15 protein-coding genes are annotated in these 17,708 nt (G+C 63.1%); 4 read left to right on the top strand and 11 right to left on the bottom strand.

Annotated features, from left to right (window positions below; translation table 11 throughout):
• Window positions 1-28: 28 nt before the first annotated feature.
• From iolD to AO356_RS23185, 6 genes are all read right to left on the bottom strand, one after another.
• Complete coding sequence (gene iolD / locus AO356_RS23210) at window positions 29-1,960, bottom strand: 3D-(3,5/4)-trihydroxycyclohexane-1,2-dione acylhydrolase (decyclizing) (protein ID WP_060741736.1); 1,932 nt, start codon at window positions 1,958-1,960, stop codon at window positions 29-31.
• Window positions 1,961-2,111: 151 nt separating this feature from the next.
• Entirely contained in the window at window positions 2,112-2,933 is an 822-nt protein-coding gene (locus AO356_RS23205) for a TIM barrel protein (protein ID WP_060741735.1), read from the bottom strand.
• Window positions 2,934-2,966: 33 nt separating this feature from the next.
• The gene (locus AO356_RS23200) at window positions 2,967-4,469 is read right to left on the bottom strand and encodes a CoA-acylating methylmalonate-semialdehyde dehydrogenase (RefSeq protein ID WP_060741734.1); all 1,503 of its coding nucleotides are present in this window, start codon (window positions 4,467-4,469) and stop codon (window positions 2,967-2,969) included.
• Between the two features lie 28 nt (window positions 4,470-4,497).
• A complete protein-coding gene (iolB, locus tag AO356_RS23195; RefSeq protein ID WP_060741733.1) occupies window positions 4,498-5,307 on the bottom strand; it encodes a 5-deoxy-glucuronate isomerase in 810 nt (269 codons plus the stop codon).
• Window positions 5,304-6,197, bottom strand: coding sequence for a myo-inosose-2 dehydratase (gene iolE, locus AO356_RS23190; RefSeq protein ID WP_060741732.1), 894 nt, complete (start codon window positions 6,195-6,197; stop codon window positions 5,304-5,306). Before iolE ends, iolB begins: the two co-directional genes overlap by 4 nt.
• 159 nt (window positions 6,198-6,356) lie before the next feature.
• Window positions 6,357-8,294 (bottom strand): bifunctional 5-dehydro-2-deoxygluconokinase/5-dehydro-2-deoxyphosphogluconate aldolase, encoded by a 1,938-nt coding sequence (locus AO356_RS23185; protein WP_060741731.1) that lies wholly within the window; start codon window positions 8,292-8,294, stop codon window positions 6,357-6,359.
• A 313-nt stretch (window positions 8,295-8,607) separates the two neighbouring features.
• Between AO356_RS23185 and AO356_RS23180 the strand changes: the two genes are divergently transcribed.
• Window positions 8,608-9,531, top strand: a complete 924-nt coding sequence (locus tag AO356_RS23180; protein ID WP_003202885.1) for a MurR/RpiR family transcriptional regulator — start codon at window positions 8,608-8,610, stop codon at window positions 9,529-9,531.
• A gap of 29 nt (window positions 9,532-9,560) precedes the next feature.
• On the top strand, window positions 9,561-10,172 hold the full coding sequence (locus AO356_RS23175; RefSeq protein ID WP_060741730.1) for a glutathione S-transferase: 612 nt from the start codon (window positions 9,561-9,563) through the stop codon (window positions 10,170-10,172).
• Between the two features lie 225 nt (window positions 10,173-10,397).
• Here the strand turns inward: AO356_RS23175 and hcnC are convergent, their stop codons facing one another.
• From hcnC to hcnA, 3 genes are read right to left on the bottom strand one after another with little or no spacing between them, the layout of a single operon-like run.
• Window positions 10,398-11,657 carry a cyanide-forming glycine dehydrogenase subunit HcnC gene (gene hcnC / locus AO356_RS23170; protein ID WP_060741729.1) on the bottom strand — a complete coding sequence of 420 codons (1,260 nt, stop codon included), beginning with the start codon at window positions 11,655-11,657 and terminating at the stop codon, window positions 10,398-10,400.
• Entirely contained in the window at window positions 11,650-13,059 is a 1,410-nt protein-coding gene (hcnB, locus tag AO356_RS23165; RefSeq protein WP_060741728.1) for a cyanide-forming glycine dehydrogenase subunit HcnB, read from the bottom strand. The genes hcnC and hcnB overlap by 8 nt, the downstream gene beginning before the upstream one ends.
• Window positions 13,056-13,379 carry a cyanide-forming glycine dehydrogenase subunit HcnA gene (gene hcnA, locus AO356_RS23160; protein ID WP_060743177.1) on the bottom strand — a complete coding sequence of 108 codons (324 nt, stop codon included), beginning with the start codon at window positions 13,377-13,379 and terminating at the stop codon, window positions 13,056-13,058. The genes hcnB and hcnA overlap by 4 nt, the downstream gene beginning before the upstream one ends.
• Before the next feature lie 276 nt (window positions 13,380-13,655).
• Here hcnA and AO356_RS23150 point away from each other — a divergent pair, with 276 nt between their 5' ends.
• Window positions 13,656-14,339: a response regulator transcription factor gene (locus AO356_RS23150; RefSeq protein WP_053122824.1), complete on the top strand. Its 684-nt coding sequence runs from the start codon at window positions 13,656-13,658 to the stop codon at window positions 14,337-14,339.
• The gene (locus AO356_RS23145) at window positions 14,317-15,708 is read left to right on the top strand and encodes a sensor histidine kinase (protein WP_060741726.1); all 1,392 of its coding nucleotides are present in this window, start codon (window positions 14,317-14,319) and stop codon (window positions 15,706-15,708) included. Before AO356_RS23150 ends, AO356_RS23145 begins: the two co-directional genes overlap by 23 nt.
• A gap of 26 nt (window positions 15,709-15,734) precedes the next feature.
• Here the strand turns inward: AO356_RS23145 and AO356_RS23140 are convergent, their stop codons facing one another.
• Window positions 15,735-15,980: a DUF1652 domain-containing protein gene (locus AO356_RS23140; RefSeq protein ID WP_060741725.1), complete on the bottom strand. Its 246-nt coding sequence runs from the start codon at window positions 15,978-15,980 to the stop codon at window positions 15,735-15,737.
• A 240-nt stretch (window positions 15,981-16,220) separates the two neighbouring features.
• The gene (locus AO356_RS23135) at window positions 16,221-17,705 is read right to left on the bottom strand and encodes a PAS domain S-box protein (RefSeq protein WP_060741724.1); all 1,485 of its coding nucleotides are present in this window, start codon (window positions 17,703-17,705) and stop codon (window positions 16,221-16,223) included.
• Between the last annotated feature and the right edge of the window lie 3 nt (window positions 17,706-17,708).

The following is a 17,708-nucleotide window of genomic DNA, read 5'->3' as shown; positions in this document are numbered from 1 at the left end:
TAGAACTCCTTTCGTAGGGTTGGGGCAATCAGTATTGACGGGCCTTGGCCAGTCGTTCATTGAGGGTCTTGGCGACGGCATCGGTGCGGGCGCTGGTGGAGACTTGCGCCACGCCCACACGCCACCACGACAGGTAGCTGTGAATCATGGTCTTGGGCAGGACCTTGATGTCGATCAAGGTGGAGACCGTCTGGCGCCGCGCATCCGCCAGGGCCGCGCGCAGCTCCTCCAGGGTCGTCGCCTTGTAGGTCTTGCAGCCGTAGGCCGCGGCACTCATGGCGAAGTCCACCGGCACGAAGTCACCGTCGAGCTTGCCGGTGTCCGGGTTGCGGAAACGGAACTCGGTGCCGAAGCTGTCCATGCCATTTCCCATCTGCAGATTGTTGATGCAGCCGAAGGCCATGTTATCCAGCAGCACCACGTTGATCTTGCGGCGCTCCTGGATCGAAGTCGCCAGTTCCGAGTGCAGCATCATGTAGGAGCCATCGCCCACCAGGGCGTACACCTCTTTATCGGGCTCGGCGAGTTTCACGCCCAAGGCCGCGTTCACCTCATAACCCATGCACGAATAGCCGTACTCGACGTGATAGGTGTTCACGCCCTTGCTGCGCCAGGCGCGCTGCAAGTCGCCGGGCAAGCTGCCGGCGGCGGCGACGATAATCGCATCGTCGGCCAGGGTTTCGTTGAGGGTGCCCAGCACGCGGCTCTGGGTCAGGCAGGAACCGGTGAGTTCGATGAATTCGCGAAACACCGCCGGGTCCATGTGGTCATCGATTTCCGGGAGGAACTCCTCGGCTTGATAATCGGCCTGGTAGATCCGATCGACCTCGGCGTCCAACTGGGCCTTGGCGTCGGCGATCTGCCCGCCCCATTCAGCGCGATAGTCGCCCAGCGCGGCGGACAGTGACTCCAGGCCCGAGCGGGCGTCGGCCAGCAGCTGCACGCCGTCGAGCTTCAAGGCGTCGCAGGGGCTGATGTTGAGGTTGAGGAACTGCACGTCCGGGTGCTGGAACAACCATTTGGAGCCGGTGGTGAAATCGCTGTAGCGCGTGCCGATGCCGATGATCAGGTCGGCTTTCTTGGCCAGCAGGTTCGCCGCCAGGCAACCGGTCTCGCCGACGCCGCCGACGTTCAGCGGGTGGCTGGACACCACGGCGCTCTTGCCAGCCTGGGTCTCGGCGAAGGGAATGTCGAAGCGCTCGGCAAAGGCCTGCAACGCCGCATTGGCCCCGGAGTAGCGCACCCCGCCGCCACAGATGATCAACGGTCGGCGCTTGCCCTTGAGCAGCGCCCGGGCGTCGCCGAGCATTGCCTCGGTGGCCGGGCGACGGTCGATGCGGTGCACGCGTTTTTGCAGGAAGTAGTCCGGATAATCGTAGGCTTCGGCCTGTACGTCCTGGGGCAGCGCTAGAGTCACCGCGCCGGTTTCAGCCGGGTCGGTGAGCACGCGCATGGCCTGGATCGCCGCGGTCATCAACTGCTCGGGGCGGTTGATGCGGTCCCAGTATTTGCTCACAGCCTTGAAGGCGTCGTTGGTGCTGATGCTCAGGTCGTGGAACTGTTCGATCTGCTGCAACACCGGGTCCGGCTGGCGACTGGCATAGACATCGCCGGGCAATAACAGCAACGGAATGCGATTGGCCGTGGCGGTGGCCGCGGCGGTCAGCATATTCGCCGCACCAGGGCCCACCGACGAGCTACAGGCGTAGATCTTGCGCCGCAGGTGCTGCTTGGCGAACCCGATGGCGGCATGGGCCATGCCCTGCTCGTTGCGGCCCTGATGGACCACCAGGTCGCCGCTGTCCTGCTCCAGCGCCTGGCCCAGGCCCAGCACGTTGCCGTGGCCAAAAATGGTAAACACCCCGGCGACGAACTTACTCTGGACGCCATCGACCTCGACGTACTGATTATCGAGGAATTTCACCAGGGCCTGGGCCATGGTCAGTCGTGTTGTGGTCATGCTTGCACCTTTTCAAACGCAACTCGGTCAAGTGTGGGAGCGAGCTTGCTCGCGATAGCGGTGTGTCAGGCGACGCATGCATTGATTGGGGCGCCGTCATCGCGAGCAAGCTCGCTCCCACAAGGGGTTCTCCATCATTCAGGAAGTCGGGTCAGGCCTGTGAGCTTTGCAGGTGATTCATGCTCGCCCCCAACGCCTGGCGAATATCGGCCAGTTCATGGACGCTCTCGGCAAACGGTTCGAAGGACAGGTAGCCCTCGTAGCCCCCAGCCCGCAGCGCCTCGATCTGCGCGGCATTGCCAAGAATGTCAGCCGCGCCCACCAGCACCCGGTGACCGTCCCGAATCGTCGCCAAGGGCGCCTGGGCATCCTCGACCCCGGAGATGTGCACCAACCCGGTCAGTTCGGGAAAAAACGCCTGCTCCCCCGCCAGATGATGGTGAAAGGTGTCGTGCACCAGGCGGAACACATCCAGCCCGCCGATGGCCTGGATCGCGTCCACTGCCGTGCGCTTGCGCCGCAGCGAGCACTCTTCGAACCCCAGAGGCTCGATGAAACCGTAGATGCCAAAGGCGCGCAGGATCGGCGCCAGTTCGCTAAGGGCCGTACGCAGCCCTGCGGCGCGCTCGGCTTCGCTGCGCGGGTCGGCGCGGTCATTGAGCGGGCACATCACCAGCCCTTCGGCGCCGCATTCGCGGGCGTAGTCGGCCAACCTCACCGCTTGGGTCCGACGCTCCTCGTTCCACACGTCGAAGGGGTACAGGGCATTGATCGACAGCACCTTGATGCCCCTTTCCTCACATAACTCGCGCACCCGACCGGGCGGCATGCCGTCTTCAATCTCGACACCCTTCAGATCGTTGCGGATCTCGATGGCATCGGTTCTCAACGCCAGCGCCAGGTCAATGAATTCGGGCAGTGACAGGCGCGGGGCAACCATTCGATTCAAGGCAAAACGCAGGGGCTTATTCATTGTTGTTCTCCCTCCGGCACTGTAAAAAACGGGTTATTGGGCAGTCGGCATGCTGAATTCAGGACCCTTGGCGATGCTGTCGGGCCAGCGCTGCATCACGCTTTTGTAGCGGCTGTAGAAGCGCAGCCCTTCTTCGCCGTAGGCATGGTGATCGCCGAACAGCGAACGCTTCCAGCCACCAAAGGAATGCCAGGCCATGGGCACCGGGATCGGCACGTTGATGCCCACCATGCCGACCTTGATGCTGCGGGCGAACGCCCGGGCGATGCCGCCGTCACGGGTGAAGCACGACACGCCGTTGCCGAACTCATGGGCGTTGATCAGCGCCACCGCCGTGGCGAAATCCGGTACACGGACAATCCCCAGCACCGGCCCGAAAATCTCTTGCTGGTAGATGCTCATCTCGGCGGTAACCTGGTCGAACAGCGTCGCCCCGACAAAGAACCCCTGCTCGGCCCCCGGCACCTTGAAACCACGGCCATCGACGATCAGACGCGCGCCCTCGGCCACGCCGGCGTCGATGAAACCTTCCACCTTGGCCTTGTGCTCGGCGGTGACCAGCGGCCCCATGTCGGTGCCGGGCTGCTGGCCGTTGCCGATCTTCAGTTGATCAATACGGGGCAACAGTTTGGCAATCAATTCATCCCCCACATCACCCACCGCCACGGCGATGGAAATCGCCATGCAGCGTTCGCCGGCCGAGCCGTAGGCCGCACCGATCAACGCGTCTGCCGCCTGGTCGAGGTCGGCATCGGGCATGACGATCATGTGGTTCTTCGCCCCGCCCAGGGCCTGGACGCGCTTGCCCTGCGCCGTGCCTTGCTGGTGGATGTACTCAGCGATCGGTGTGGAGCCGACAAAGGAAATCGCTTCGATGTCCGGGTGCTGCAACAGCGCATCCACCGCCACCTTGTCGCCTTGGACAACGTTGAACACGCCATCCGGCAGGCCGGCTTCCGTCAGCAAGCGGGCCATCAGCAAACTGGCGGACGGGTCGCGCTCCGAAGGCTTGAGGATGAAGCAGTTGCCGGCGACCAGCGCCAGGGGAATCATCCACAAGGGCACCATCACCGGGAAATTGAACGGCGTGACCCCGGCGCAAACACCCAGGGGCTGGCGCAGGTTCCAGTTGTCGATGCCACCGCCGATGTTGTCGCTGAAATCGGTCTTGAGCAGGTTCGGCGCACCGCAGGCGTACTCGACGATCTCGATGCCCCGGGTGACTTCACCGTGGGCGTCGGACAGCACCTTGCCGTGTTCACGGCTGATGATCTGCGCCAGTTCGTCGTGATGCCGATCGAGCAATTCCTTGAACTTGAACATCACCCGCGAACGGCGCAGGGACGACTGCTCGGACCAGGCCGGGAACGCCGCCAGCGCCGAAGCCACCGCTGCGTCAACGGTACTCGGTTCGGCGAGGGCCACCCGGGCCTGCACCGCACCGGTGGCCGGGTTGAAGACATTGCTCAGGCGCGCGTTGTCGCTGGCCTGAATTCGACCGTCGATGTAATGGCCTACTACCGGGGCGTCGCTCATTGCTTGTTCTCCCTGCGTATGTGTGGGGTCAGAGATCCAGCAGCCAGCTGTGCTGCGGATCGTTATGGAATTGCCAGACCCGCTTCGGGCCGGCCATGACGTTCAGGTAATACGACTCGTACCCGTAGGGCACACTGACCGGGTGATAACCCTTGGGCACCACCACCAGGTCACTGTTTTCCACCGCCATGGCCTGGTCGATGCTGCGGTCGTCGGTGTAGACCCGCTGGAACACGAAGCCTTGGGACGGGTTGACCTGGTGGTAATAGGTCTCTTCGAGGAAGCTCTGGTGTGGCAGGTCGTCGGTGTCGTGCTTGTGCGGCGGGTAACTCGAGGAGTGTCCCGACGGCGTGCGCACTTCCACCACCAGCAGCGAGTGGGCCGGTTCGCTGTCCGGCAGAATGTCGCAGACATAACGGGTGTTGGCGCCCTTGCCGCGCACGCTGCGCTTCATGCTCTCCGGACGGATCAGTCGTGGGCCGTATTCGTTACGCGCCGAACCCGGCGCGGCACACACCGCCACCTGCACATCGCTCAGGGCGGTGACCTGGGCCTGGCTGCCCGGTGGCAGGTAAGCGGCATAGGGTGACTTGTCCTCGAACACCGACTGGCGATCACCCAGGTTGTCCCAATCGAAGGCGCCCTGCCCCGGCGCTTCGCCCTTGAGGCTGATGCGCCCGCTGAGCAGCACCAGGCACAATTCCTGGTCACCGGCGGCCACCGGTAGGGTTTCACCGAGGCTCAGGCGGTAGGCGGCGAACCCGACGTATTCCAGCTCACCCGCTGGTAACTGGACCATGGTTCGGCCGCTGGAATGGCTCTTGATCAACAGGCTCATGACGCACTCCTTTCTTGCAGCAAGGCGCGCAGAGTGTCGTAGCCCTTCTTGGCGTAGGCATAACTCGGCGCTACGGCGGGATCCTGCTCGGCTTCCACCACCAGCCAACCTTGGTAGTCAGCGGCCAGCAGCACATCGAGCAACGCGGCGAAATCGATATCGCCATCCCCCGGCACGGTGAAGGTGCCGTTGATGATGCAGTCGGGGAAGCTCCAGAGGTTATTGCGCGCCAGTTGCACCACCGGCTTGCGCACGTCCTTGAAGTGCACATGGCAGACCCGTTCGATGTGTTTGCGCAGCACCTGCAACGGTTCACCACCGCCCATGTAGCAGTGACCCGAATCGAACAACAGGCCCACTTCGCTGCCGGTCAGGGCCATCAATTTGTCGATGTCCGCGGGCGACTCGACATAGGCGCCCATGTGGTGGTGGTAGGCCAGGCGCACGCCTTGGGACAAGGTGAAGCGCGCCAGTTCGGTGAGTTTGTCAGCGTAGGCTTGCCAGGCTTCGTCGGTGTGAAAACGCGGCCGCTCAACCAATGGAATGCGTTGGCCTTGAATGGAATCGGCGACCTCGCCGTACACCAGCACGTTGGCGCCGTTCTGCGCCAACAGCTCGACGTGACTGGCGATGGCGTCGATTTCCTCGGCCGCCGAGCGCCGGGCCAGGCGACTGGAATACCAGCCGGAGACCAGCGCCAGGTCGTACGGCCGCAGCACATCGCCGACGCCCTTGGCGTCCTTGGGGAACTTGCCGTTGAGCTCGAAGCCTTCGTAGCCGATGGCTTTGCCTTCACTCAGCGCGGTACTCAACGGCGTCTCGCCGCCCAACGATGGCAAGTCGTCGTTGCTCCAGGAAATCGGGTTGATGCCAATTCGAATAGCGGGCATGGCTGCACCTTTTATTGTTTTTTCATAACCATTGAAGGCGGCAATGAACCCTGTGGGAGCGAGCTTGCTCGCGATAGCGGTGGGTCAGGCGACTGATTGTCAACTGTCAGTCCGCTATCGCGAGCAAGCTCGCTCCCACAGGTTCAGTATTCACAATGTCTAACTTCGCGCAGCACGCCAGGCCTCGATCAATTCCACAAACCGGCCCTGCACCTGTTGGATCAGCGTTTCATCATCGATTTCCCCGGCCAGCCAGGCCCGGCTCGGTTCCTGGAAGATCGTGCGGCCCACGGCGAAACCGCGGCAGGTGCTGCTCTGGCTGGCCTGGCGAAACCCTTCGGCCAACGCGGCGGCCGGGGCGTTGAGGCCCAGCAGGACCACGCCACGGCAATACGGGTCGCGCTGTTGGATCAGCTCATCGAGCTGCTGCCATTCATCCGCGCCCTGGGCTTCGATCTTCCACCACGCCGGGAAGATGCCCAGGTTGTAGAGGCGCTTGAGGGCGCGATAGAGCACGTCCGGGTGCGGCGATGGATGATCCTTGGGCGGAATGACTTCCAGCAGCAATTCATGGCCGCTGGCCTCGGAGGCCTTGTACAACCCCATCAATTGCGCCTCTTGCTCCAGGCGCAGCAGCGGTTCGTCGTCCGGGTGAAATTGCACCAGGCACTTGATGATCTGCTCCTGTGGCCAGGCGATCAGGTTGCTGCCAATGGAGCGCCCATGCTCGAAGGCCAGTGGCCGCGAACCCTGCACTTCCACCGGCCGCGCCACCCACCAGCCGCGGCCGGTGGCAGCGTTCAGCGAATCCTGGCCGAAGCGCTGGTCGGCCAGCAGACCGACGTCGGCCTCGATGCCCTGGTGGCGCAGGTCGGCTTCGACCCGTGCCACCGCCTGGATGAACAGTTGCTTGAGTTCGCCGATGCTGCTCAACTCGCGGCCGCCCTTCTGGGCCAGTTCCACCAGTTGTCCACGATGGTCGAAGGCGAAGATGAACAGCTGTTTCCAGGTCTTGCGGGGCACGCTGACCTGATGCAGGCGTTGCAGCACGACATCTTGGTCCGGCCGGGTGATGGGCACCGGGCTGTCGAACAAATAGTCGAGTTCGGCCCGGGTCGGCATTGCCGGGGCGCAGGCATGGCGCGACACCACCAGCCCACCGCAAGCATTGGCCAACTGGCAGCAGCGTTCATCGCTGGCGTCCTCCAGCCAGCCGGCAAGAAATCCGGACATGAACGCATCGCCGGCGCCCAGTACATTCAAGACTTCGACCCGCACGCCAGGGTAAATGGCGCCGTCTTCGAGCCGGGCCGGAATGGCACCATGGATCACTGTGCAGCCCTGGGGGCCGAGCTTGACCACCAGGGTCGCCGCCGTCAGCGAGCGCACGGTACGCAGCGCGGTCAGCAGGTCTTCACTGCCGCCGGCGATGAGAAACTCTTCTTCGGTGCCGACGATCAGATCGAAACGCGGCAGGATGCTCTGCACGTGCTGGCTGACTTTCTGGTCGGCCACAAACCGCGTTTCGCCATCGGCCTTGCTCGCCAGGCCCCAAAGCACAGGCCGGTAATCGATGTCGAGGACCCGCTTGACCTGATGTTTTTGCGCATAGTCCAGCGCCTGGATACTGGCCTTGTAGACGCCATCGGTGGAGAAATGCGTGCCGGTGATCAGCAAAGCCTTGCTGGAAGCAATGAAGGTTTCGTCGATGTCTTCGGCGCGCAGCGCCATGTCGGCGCAGTTCTCCCGGTAGAACACCAGGGGAAAGGTTTCCCGGTCCTTGATCCCCAGCAGCACCATGGCCGTCAGACGTTCGGGATCGACCTTGATGCCGCTGACATCGCAGCCTTCGCGGGCCAGGGACTCCACCAGGAAGCGGCCCATGTGGTCATCGCCTACCCGGCTCAACATCGCCGACCTGAGGCCCAGGCGCGCCGTGCCGAACGCGATGTTGGCCGAGGAACCGCCAAGGTACTTGGCGAAGCTCGAAACATCTTCCAGGCGCGCGCCGACTTGCTGCGCGTAGAGGTCGACGCCCAGGCGTCCCAGGCAGATCACATCCAATTGACGCCCACTGGCAAAACGAGTCTGGCCCATGCTGGCTCCTGTTATTTTTATCAGCCTGCGCTTGTCGCCGACACCGGCGACAACGCTGTTGGTGAGTGCAGACTAAAACGAGCAGCGCGCAATAATCAATAATTATTCTATAAATTTTTTACGTGGAATATTTTTTCCAATACGCTATGACCAAAGCGAACCAGACGCAGTGCATCGTTTCAGCACCTGCTGCAACATTTGTCCGCCCATGATTTTCCCTGCGCCTACGCTGTAGACTGCGACCAGCCAACCTATTGTCGAGGGCCGGCCTTTTTTCGGGCCGCCCTATAAGAACAAGCCAGAAGGATTTTCTATGACCCGCCCCGATGATCTGCCGGCGCCGTCCGAGAGCGCGTCCGAACCCGCCCTCCCGAGCCCTCCGATCAATGCCGAGCGCCTGCTGCAACTGATCACCGACGAATACGAAAGCCTGCCGCGCCAGCTCAAACGCATCGCCAGCTACATGAGCCAGCAGAGCGACCGGATCATGGTCGACCGCATCAGCGACATCGCCCGGGAATGCGAAGTGCACCCCTCGGCCATCGTCAGGTTTTCCCAGCGCTTCGGCTTCAGCGGGTTCAGCGAAATGCAGGCGTTGTTCCGCGAGGCCTACACCCACAAGACCACGCCGGTGCAGAACTACCAGCAGCGCATCCGCAGCATGATCGCCAACAAGTCGCAGAAAGCCAGCGGCGGCGACCTGGCCCGCGAGTGCGTCAATGCGACCCTGTCGGGCATCGAGCGCCTGGGGTTGGAGCTGGACGACCAGGCGTTCGAAAAGGCCGTGGACCTTGTGGTCAACGCCGACAACATCTATGTGGTGGGCGTACGCCGCTCGTTCGCGGTCGCCGATTACCTGGTCTACAACCTGCAACACACCAACAAACGCATTCACCTGGTGTCCGGCCTGGGGGGCAGCTACCGCGAGCAGATGCGCAGTGTGCGGGCCAACGACCTGGTCATCGCCATCAGCTTTACGCCCTACGGCAAGGAAACCCAGCACTGCCTGCGCATTGCCCAGCATCACCAGGCCAAGACCCTGATCATCACCGACAGCAACCTCTCGCCCCTGGCCAAGCGGGCCAACGCCGTGTTGCTGGTGAACGAAGGGAGTTCGTTCGCCTTTCGTTCGTTGAGCGCCACGTTGTGCCTGTGCCAGGCGTTGTTCATCGCCGTGGCTTACCGGCTGGAACTCAAGGTCGATGAAATCCATGAACAGGTCGGGTTCGAGGACTAACGCCCACAGAATTTTCTGAAGGAGACGTCATGAAACTGATCGGCATGCTGGACTCGCCCTACGTGCGACGCGTCGCCATTTCCGCCAAGTGCCTGGGGGTTGCCCTGGAACACAAGTCCGTTTCGGTGTTCAGGCATTTCGAACAATTCCAGCGCATCAACCCGGTGGTCAAGGCCCCGACCCTGGTGCTGGACGATGGCAACGTGCTGATGGACTCCACGTTGATCATCGACTACCTCGAGGCCTTGGCCGGGCCGGGCAAAAGCCTGATGCCGGTGGACAGTGGGCAACGGCTGCGCGCCCTGCGCCTGATCGGCCTGGCCCTGGCGGCGTGCGAGAAGTCGGTGCAGATCTACTACGAACGCAACCTGCGGCCGACAGAAATCCAACACGCCCCTTGGGTCGAACGCGTGGAGGGCCAGCTGGCGGCGGCCTATGGCATGCTCGAACAGGAACTGGTGAAACAGCCCCTGGCCACCGATGGCACACTCGATCAGGCGGGCATCACCGTGGCAGTGGCCTGGAGCTTCACCCACCTGGTGGTGCCGGACCAGGTGCAGGGCAAGTCATTCCCATCGATCAGCGCGTTCACCGCCTATGCCGAAGGGTTGGAGGCGTTTGTCAGCACTCCGATGGAATAGGCGCAGGATTCCGATTCACCCTGGATCCCTGTGGGAGCGAGCTTGCTCGCGATAGCGGTGTACCAGTCAACAGGGATACTGCCTGACCTGACGCCATCGCGAGCAAGCTCGCTCCCACAGTTTGTTCCCGGATGCCTGCTGGATAGGCACTCACCACAACTCCCACAGTTTGTTTCGGGGTGACTGCGGGATATGTATTCAGCACAGCCCCCACGCAGGATTTGCTCAGGCCAGCTCCATTTCCTTGGGCTCTACCACCGGTGCCACCTCGAAGCGGTCCGCCAGGAATGGCGTGATGTCCAGCGGCAAGGGCTCGTTGTTCACCAGTTTGTCCAGCAACACGCCGGTGATGGCCGAGGTCAGGATACCGGTGCGGAAATGCCCGCACGCGTTGAGATAGCCTTCCACCCCGCGCATCGGTCCCAGGATCGGTAGTTCATCAGGCGAACCCGGGCGCAGGCCGGCCCAGGTTCGTTTCAGGTTGATGTCGACCAACTGCGGAATGCAGCGCACCGCACCTTGCACCAGCCCTTCGATCTCCGGATAAGTCGTGGTCACGTCGAAACCTTTGTCTTCGGTGGTGCTGCCGATGAGGATTTCACCGTTGTCTTTCTGCGCCACATAGCAGTCGCTGGTGGTCAGGCAGCCATTGAGGATTTTCGGCATGCGCTCGGTCAGCAGGATCTGGCCCTTGACCGGCTTGACCGGAATTCGCACGCCGGTGGCCTGCTCGCTCAGGTCCGCCGCCCAGGCGCCGGCCGCGTTGATCAGGGTCCGGCAGTGGAAGGTCCCCGCCTCGGCGGTTTGCACCCCGGTCACCCGCGTGCCGCTGCGCAACACCTCGGTCACGTTGGTGTTGAAGAACAGGTCGACACCGTTCTGCCGGGCGCCTTCAGTGTAGGCGTCGGCCAGGCGGAACGGGCTGAGCTGGTGATCGCAGAGAAACTCCAGGGCGCCCTGGGCCTCATGGCTCACATTCGGCTCTGCCTCGCGCAAGGCCGCCTGGTCGAGCCAGCGTACCTGGTCTGCCAGGTGGGGAATGCAGGCGACGATGTGCTCGGCGTACAAACGGTCTTCGTCGTCGTAGATCACGAACTTGAGCCCGGTCTCCTCGAACTTGAAATCCATACCATGGCGGTCGATCAATTCGCGGTGCAACTGCGGGTACATCGCATTGGACTGCAAGGCGAACTCGAAGAACGACTGCGGCAGGATGTGCGGCGTGCTGGCATCCACCGCCACGGCGGCGCCCTGGGTCTGGCGCTTGCGGTTGGCCGACATCATGCGAAAGAAGATCACCCCGCAACCCAGGCCCACCGACTCACCGATGGCCCACAGCCCACCCGCCGAGGCGCGGGTCGCGTTGCCGGGGCGCTTGGCGTCGATCAGGGCGATCTTCAGGTGTTTGCGCTTGGACAGTTGATAGGCACACGAGGCCCCGATCACACCGCCCCCGGCGATGACCACGTCGTAGTCCTTAATCATGGGAAACCGCCTCCGTGCCGGCATTCTGGAACGCTGAAAAGGGAATCGGATCGATGGGGAAACGCGGCCGCAGCCAACCCACGTCGGCGCGCCCGGTGGCTTCGCGCAAGCGGTCGCTGCAGTAGCCGACGCACATCCGCCCCTGGCAATCGCCCATGCTCACGCGAGTGCGCATCTTCAGGCTGGCCATGTCTTGCACGCCTTGCTCCAGCGCCCGGTCGATGTCGGCGCGGGTGGCGTGCTCGCAGCGGCAGATCACCGTGTCGGCGGCAGGCAACGCGGTTTGCCCGGCACCACGCTGGGTGTAGCGATCCACGGCGGCGCGAAAGCGAATGATCCGCGCCAGTTGCGCCTGGTAACGCTCCCGGTGGGCCAGGGCCGTGGACGGATCCAGTACGTTGCGTTGCATGAGGATCGACAACGCCGCGATGCGCCCGCTGAGCATGGCCGCTTCACCGCCACGGATCCCGCCCATGTCGCCGGCCAGGTGAATGTGCGCTTCGCTGCTTTGTTGCCAGGCATCGGATACGGCCCGCAAATAGCCGTCATCGCTGAAACCGTGCTCCAGGCCCATCTGCTGGCTCAATTGAGTCCGCGGGATAAACCCGTAGCCCACTGCCAGGGTCTGGGCCGGCACCTGTTCGGCGCGTTTGAGGTCCGGCTCCCAGGTCGTGGAGTACGGCGCGACGGTGACGTGGCTCAACTCACCCTCGCCATCAGCCTGCACCACGCCCCAGCCATAGCGCACGGGAATGCGATTGAGCTTGAGGTAGGCCAGCATGCTCAGGCCGTCGAGGAACAACTGCGGCTTGTTCAGCAACGCCAGGCTTTCCTTGGCGATCCGGCCGAACCCACAGGCTTCGAAGACACCCGCCACCGCCACGCCTGAAGCGTGCAGCTGGCAGGCCACCAGTGGCAGCAACGGCCCCGTGCCGGCGATCACCACCGGGCTCGGCGGCCGGACCACGCCGCTCTTGATCTGCAATTGCAGGCCCCCGAGCATCATCACCCCCGGCAGCGTCCAGCCAGGAAACGGCACGCTGCGTTCGTGACAACCGGCCGCCAGGACCAGATGGGAATAGGCGACCTCGCCCAGGCGCTCGTCGGCATCCAGCAGCATCAACGCCCTGAAGCCTTCGGCACCGATGACACGGTTGCCCAATCGCACCTCGATCAACCCGGCATGGCGCTGGTATTCTCCGTGGAGTTTTTCCAGGGCTTCGCTGTAGCGCGGCCCCAGGTAATCCAGGCTGACGCCATCGCGCAGCGGCCCGCGGTACACGACGCCGCCGAGGCGCGGCGCCTCTTCGAGCAAGGTGCAACGCACCCCGTGGGTGGCCAGCTCGATGGCCGCAGCCATGCCCGCCGGCCCACCGCCGACAATCACCGGATCGAGGCTCATGGCGCCTCCGTTTCGGTCATGCGGTTGGTCCGGGTTTCGATCTGCATGCCAGGGCGCACCAGGGTCTGGCAGGCGCGGCGCTTGTGGCGGCCGTCGATCTTGACCAGGCAGCACTGGCACACGCCCATGCCGCAGTAGGCGCCACTGATCTGGTCGTGGTCGTTGCGGGCGACCTGGCGTTGCCCCAGGGACTGGATGACGGTGAGGACGGTTTCCCCGTGGGCGGCGTTGACGGCTTGCCCGTCCAGGCGCACCGTCATATCGGCGCGGGTCAACGGCTGGATATCGAATGTTCGGCGTAGAACGTCTTGAGGTTGCATCATGCTGCTCTTCCTTGAAGGTTCAGTGAAGTTTCGGCTCCTTGCGGCACACATCCACCGGTTCGCGTCGGTACCCGGCAACAGCGCACCGAAGCGGGGCAACAGACGCAACATGATAGTGCGCACGAAATTCATGTTAGGGATAATTTGTGACCAAGTGTTGATCCAGGCCAGCGAATCGGCGTGCCGGTCCATGAACTTTTTTTCAGAAAGCCGACAGGTAATTTTTGGCAGAATGCTGCGCAATCGCTCCAACTTCCCCACACGGTACCGCCCATGAACCGCATCCTGACCATCGAAGACGACGCCGTGACCGCCCGTGAAATCGTTGCCGAGCTGACCCGCAACGGCCTGGACGTCGATTGGGTCGACAACGGCCGCGAAGGCCTGGAACGGGCGGTCAGCGGCGACTATGACTTGATCACACTGGACCGCATGCTGCCTGAGCTCGACGGCCTGGTGATCGTCACCACGCTGCGCACCATGGGCGTGGCCACACCGATCCTGATGATCAGCGCCCTTTCCGATGTGGATGAACGCGTGCGTGGCCTGCGGGCCGGCGGCGACGATTACCTGACCAAGCCGTTCGCCACCGACGAAATGGCCGCCCGGGTCGAAGTGCTGCTGCGGCGCAACAATGGCACCCGCGAGCCGGAGACTGCGCTGCGGGTGGCCGACCTGGAACTGAACCTGATCAGCCGCGAAGCCAGCCGCAACGGGCAACTGCTGAGCCTGTTGCCCACCGAATACAAGTTGCTGGAATTCCTGATGCGCAACAGTGGGCAAATCCTCTCGCGCATGATGATTTTCGAGGAAGTCTGGGGCTATCACTTCGACCCCGGCACCAACCTGATCGACGTCCACATCGGCCGCCTGCGCAAGAAAATCGACCCGCCGGGCCTGGAACCGCTGATTCGCACGGTACGGGGTTCCGGCTATGTCATTGCTGAACCCCGCTAAGGGCTGGCGCTCCTCCAGCAGCCGCCTGCTGGCGCTGTACAGTTCGCTGTTCGTGATCTGGAGCGCGATCCTGATGGGGGTGATGTATTACGAAGTGTTTGGCTACCTCGACAGCCTGGCCAAACACTCCCTGATGCAGCGCCAGCACCTGTTCGCCCGGATCCACGGCGACCAACTGGAAGATGCGCTCATGGCCAGCCTGACGCTCGACGAGCGCGGCGTCGACGCCTACGGGCTGTTCGATCCGCAACTGCGCCATTTGAGCGGGCCGATCCTGCGGGTGCCCGCCGACCTGCCCCTTGACGGCAAGATCCACATGCTCGGCGGCTGCGTCGACTCCGATGACCCGGGCGTGCCTTCCGACAGCTGCGACGCGGTGGCGACCCGTACCCAGGACGGCCGCTGGCTGGTCCTGGCCCGGGACAACGGCTCGCTGTTCGCGGTGACACGGATCATCTTGCACGCGCTGTTCTGGGGCGTATCGCTGACCATCCTGCCGGGCATCGCTGGCTGGCACCTGCTGCGCCGCCGACCGCTACGCCGGATTCGCCAGTTGCAGGCCAGCGCCGAAGCCATCGTCGCCGGCGACCTGACCCATCGCCTGCCGCTGTCGAGCCGACGCGATGAACTGGACATGCTGGCGGCAATCGTCAATGCCATGCTCGAGCGCATCGAGCGCTTGATGAACGAGGTCAAGGGCGTGTGCGACAACATTGCCCACGACCTGCGCACCCCGTTGACGCGCCTGCGTGCCCAACTTTATCGCATCCAGCAGCAAGCGCCGGACGGTTCCCCCGAGGCCTTGCAGATGGACCAGGTGATCGCCGAGACCGACACCCTGATGGCGCGGTTTCGTGGTTTGTTGCGGATTTCCGAACTGGAAGACCAGCAACGGCGCTCGGGCTTCGTACGCCTCGATCCGTTGCAGTTATTGCAGGAGCTGCATGATTTTTACCTGCCCCTGGCCGAGGAAGGCGAACTGACCTTCATCCTGGAGGCGCCCGACGCCCTGCCCCTGCTCAACGGCGACCGGGCCTTGCTGTTCGAGGCCGTGTCGAACCTGCTGAGCAACTCCATCAAGTTCACCCCGCCGGGGGGCACCGTGATCCTGCGTGGGGTCGACCAGGGCGACAGCACGCGCATCGAAGTGCTCGACTCCGGCCCGGGCATCCCCGAGGCGGAGCGCAAGGCGGTGTTCCGCCGTTTCTACCGCGCCGAGGGCAGCAGCCAGCACGGCGGATTCGGCCTGGGCCTGTCGATCGTCGCAGCGATCGTCAACCTGCACGGGTTTACGTTGGAGGTGGGCAGCAGCGAACACGGCGGCGCACGGTTGGTGCTCGATTGCCGGGGGACATTGTTGCAGCCGTAGGGCGTGGCGTGCTCGAGCTTTATCTATCAGGACTCACTGCGATGCAGCGGGGTGTTTTGCAGTTCATAGCGCAGCTCATCGATCAGCTTCGCGATACTTTCTTCCGAGCGGACGCTGTCGACACTCATGCCGCTCACTACCAAGTCCACCTCGCCGCTTTCACGGTGATACAGACGCACGGTGAGGGTGCCGTCGCCATTGAGGCTGCATTCGCAGGCCAGCGGCGTAAAGCTTTCTTCGAGGCGGGCACGCAAGGGGGCCAGATGGGTCATGGGATGCACCTCAGCCCTGAGGGGACAAATGAACGGGGGACAGCGCCGACCTCCTGGTCCGAATAGATATCCTGTCACGCTCGTATCGGGTTCGTTCACTGCACATCGTGGCGTATTCCTTGTGTGTTTCGTGGGGGACGCGACATCACAAACGATGTCGCACACCCATAGCCTAAGGAACCGCCCCCCCGTGCAAAACCCGAATTTGCACCAGCACACCCGGTGCATTTGCACTGGCTATCATGGTGCCTTCATTCGCCATTCGCTGGCGAACAAACCCCGCTCTCGCGCCCAGACAATCGCCTCGCTGCGGCTGTGGACATCCAGTTTCGAATACAGTGTCGCCACGTGATTGCGCACGGTGTTGGGCGCCAGCTTCAGCCGCGCGGCGATTTCCTTGTCTGCCAGCCCCTCGCAAATCAGCCCCAGCACATCACGCTCCCGGGCCGTCAGCTCGGTAAATGATGCGCTGGGCACCTGGGCATTGATGCTCTTCACGTTGGCCAGTTTTTCAATCAGGGTCCGGCTGAACCAGGACGCGTCTTTCATCACCTCCTCGATGGCCGCCACCAGCTCCAGTTCCGAGCGCTTGCGTTCAGTGATGTTCATCAGCACCAACAGGTAACAGGGCTTGTCCTGGATGAGCACCGTGTCGGCGGCGACCTCGCAATCGATGAGTTCACCGCCTTTCTTGTGCACCTTGACGTCGATACTGGAGACCGCGGCAGCCTTTTCCAGCCGGGCAAACAGCGCGGCGCCGGCGTCCTTGTCGAGAAAACCGATCTCCTCCACGGTTTTACCCAGCAACTCTTCGCTGGCGTAACCGGTGGTCTGGAGAAACGCCTCGTTGATTTCCAGCAATTGCTGTTCGGCGCTGCACACCAGGGTGGGCACGGGCGACAGGCGGAACGACTTGGCAAAACGCTCCTCGCTCTGGCGCAGCGCCGTTTCTGCCTTGCGGCGCGGCTCCATGTCCATGAAGGAAAACAGCATGCAGTCTTCGTCGTGCAGGTCCAGGGGCTGGCCGGCGACGATCACCTGCTTGGTGGTGCCATCGGGCAATTTCAACTCGGCCTGCATTTGCGGAATCGTCGCGCCCTGCCCCAGGCGCTCGACGGCCAGGTCGCGTTTTTCGGCGGCTTCGAGCACATCCAGTTCATACACCGAACGCCCGATCACCTGCTCGCGGCTGTAGCCGGTCATCTCCAGGAACCCCGGGTTGACCTTGATGTAGCGCAGGTCGCTGAGGCGACAGATCACCGCCGGCGCCGGGTTGGCCCCAAAGGTTTTCTCGAAGCGCTGCTCGGCGCTGGCCCATTCGGTGGCATCGCTGAGGATCAACACGAGCAGCTCCGGCTCGCCGTTGCGGTCGGCCAGGACCATGCTGCGGATCCGATGCACCCAGGTGCGATCCGGGTCAGCCTTGGGCGTGACCTCCACCAACACATCGCTGAACTCATCGCCACGGGCAACCCGGGCGATAGGGTAATTGTCTTCCGTCAACGGATGGTTGTTGCGGTAACGCAAGTTGAACCGCCGGGCGTATTGCCGGGCCGTGGTGCCCAGTTCAGAGAGGTCCTGGACCCCATGCATGGTCAAGGCCGCTGCGTTGGCCCAGGCAATGGTCTGGTCAACCTCGATCAACATCACCCCGTCGGACAGTCCGGCAATGATCTGCAGCAATTGACGACGGTTGGTATCGGTGGTCGGGACTTGCTGATTCATTGG

The sequence above is a fragment of the Pseudomonas fluorescens genome (assembly GCF_001307275.1).
Taxonomy (GTDB): Bacteria; Pseudomonadota; Gammaproteobacteria; order Pseudomonadales; family Pseudomonadaceae; genus Aquipseudomonas; species Aquipseudomonas fluorescens_AA.
The sequence above is the reverse complement of the archived record's forward strand: the minus strand, read 5'-3'. Positions and strand labels throughout refer to the sequence as shown.

Bases quoted from the DNA above. Each gene is read 5' to 3' on its own strand.
- iolD (WP_060741736.1), bottom strand. From the start codon at position 1,960: ATGACCACAACACGACTGACCATGGCCCAGGCCCTGGTGAAATTCCTC.
- AO356_RS23205 (WP_060741735.1), bottom strand. From the start codon at position 2,933: ATGAATAAGCCCCTGCGTTTTGCCTTGAATCGAATGGTTGCCCCGCGC.
- AO356_RS23200 (WP_060741734.1), bottom strand. From the start codon at position 4,469: ATGAGCGACGCCCCGGTAGTAGGCCATTACATCGACGGTCGAATTCAG.
- iolB (WP_060741733.1), bottom strand. From the start codon at position 5,307: ATGAGCCTGTTGATCAAGAGCCATTCCAGCGGCCGAACCATGGTCCAG.
- iolE (WP_060741732.1), bottom strand. From the start codon at position 6,197: ATGCCCGCTATTCGAATTGGCATCAACCCGATTTCCTGGAGCAACGAC.
- AO356_RS23185 (WP_060741731.1), bottom strand. From the start codon at position 8,294: ATGGGCCAGACTCGTTTTGCCAGTGGGCGTCAATTGGATGTGATCTGC.
- AO356_RS23180 (WP_003202885.1), top strand. From the start codon at position 8,608: ATGACCCGCCCCGATGATCTGCCGGCGCCGTCCGAGAGCGCGTCCGAA.
- AO356_RS23175 (WP_060741730.1), top strand. From the start codon at position 9,561: ATGAAACTGATCGGCATGCTGGACTCGCCCTACGTGCGACGCGTCGCC.
- hcnC (WP_060741729.1), bottom strand. From the start codon at position 11,657: ATGATTAAGGACTACGACGTGGTCATCGCCGGGGGCGGTGTGATCGGG.
- hcnB (WP_060741728.1), bottom strand. From the start codon at position 13,059: ATGAGCCTCGATCCGGTGATTGTCGGCGGTGGGCCGGCGGGCATGGCT.
- hcnA (WP_060743177.1), bottom strand. From the start codon at position 13,379: ATGCAACCTCAAGACGTTCTACGCCGAACATTCGATATCCAGCCGTTG.
- AO356_RS23150 (WP_053122824.1), top strand. From the start codon at position 13,656: ATGAACCGCATCCTGACCATCGAAGACGACGCCGTGACCGCCCGTGAA.
- AO356_RS23145 (WP_060741726.1), top strand. From the start codon at position 14,317: ATGTCATTGCTGAACCCCGCTAAGGGCTGGCGCTCCTCCAGCAGCCGC.
- AO356_RS23140 (WP_060741725.1), bottom strand. From the start codon at position 15,980: ATGACCCATCTGGCCCCCTTGCGTGCCCGCCTCGAAGAAAGCTTTACG.
- AO356_RS23135 (WP_060741724.1), bottom strand. From the start codon at position 17,705: ATGAATCAGCAAGTCCCGACCACCGATACCAACCGTCGTCAATTGCTG.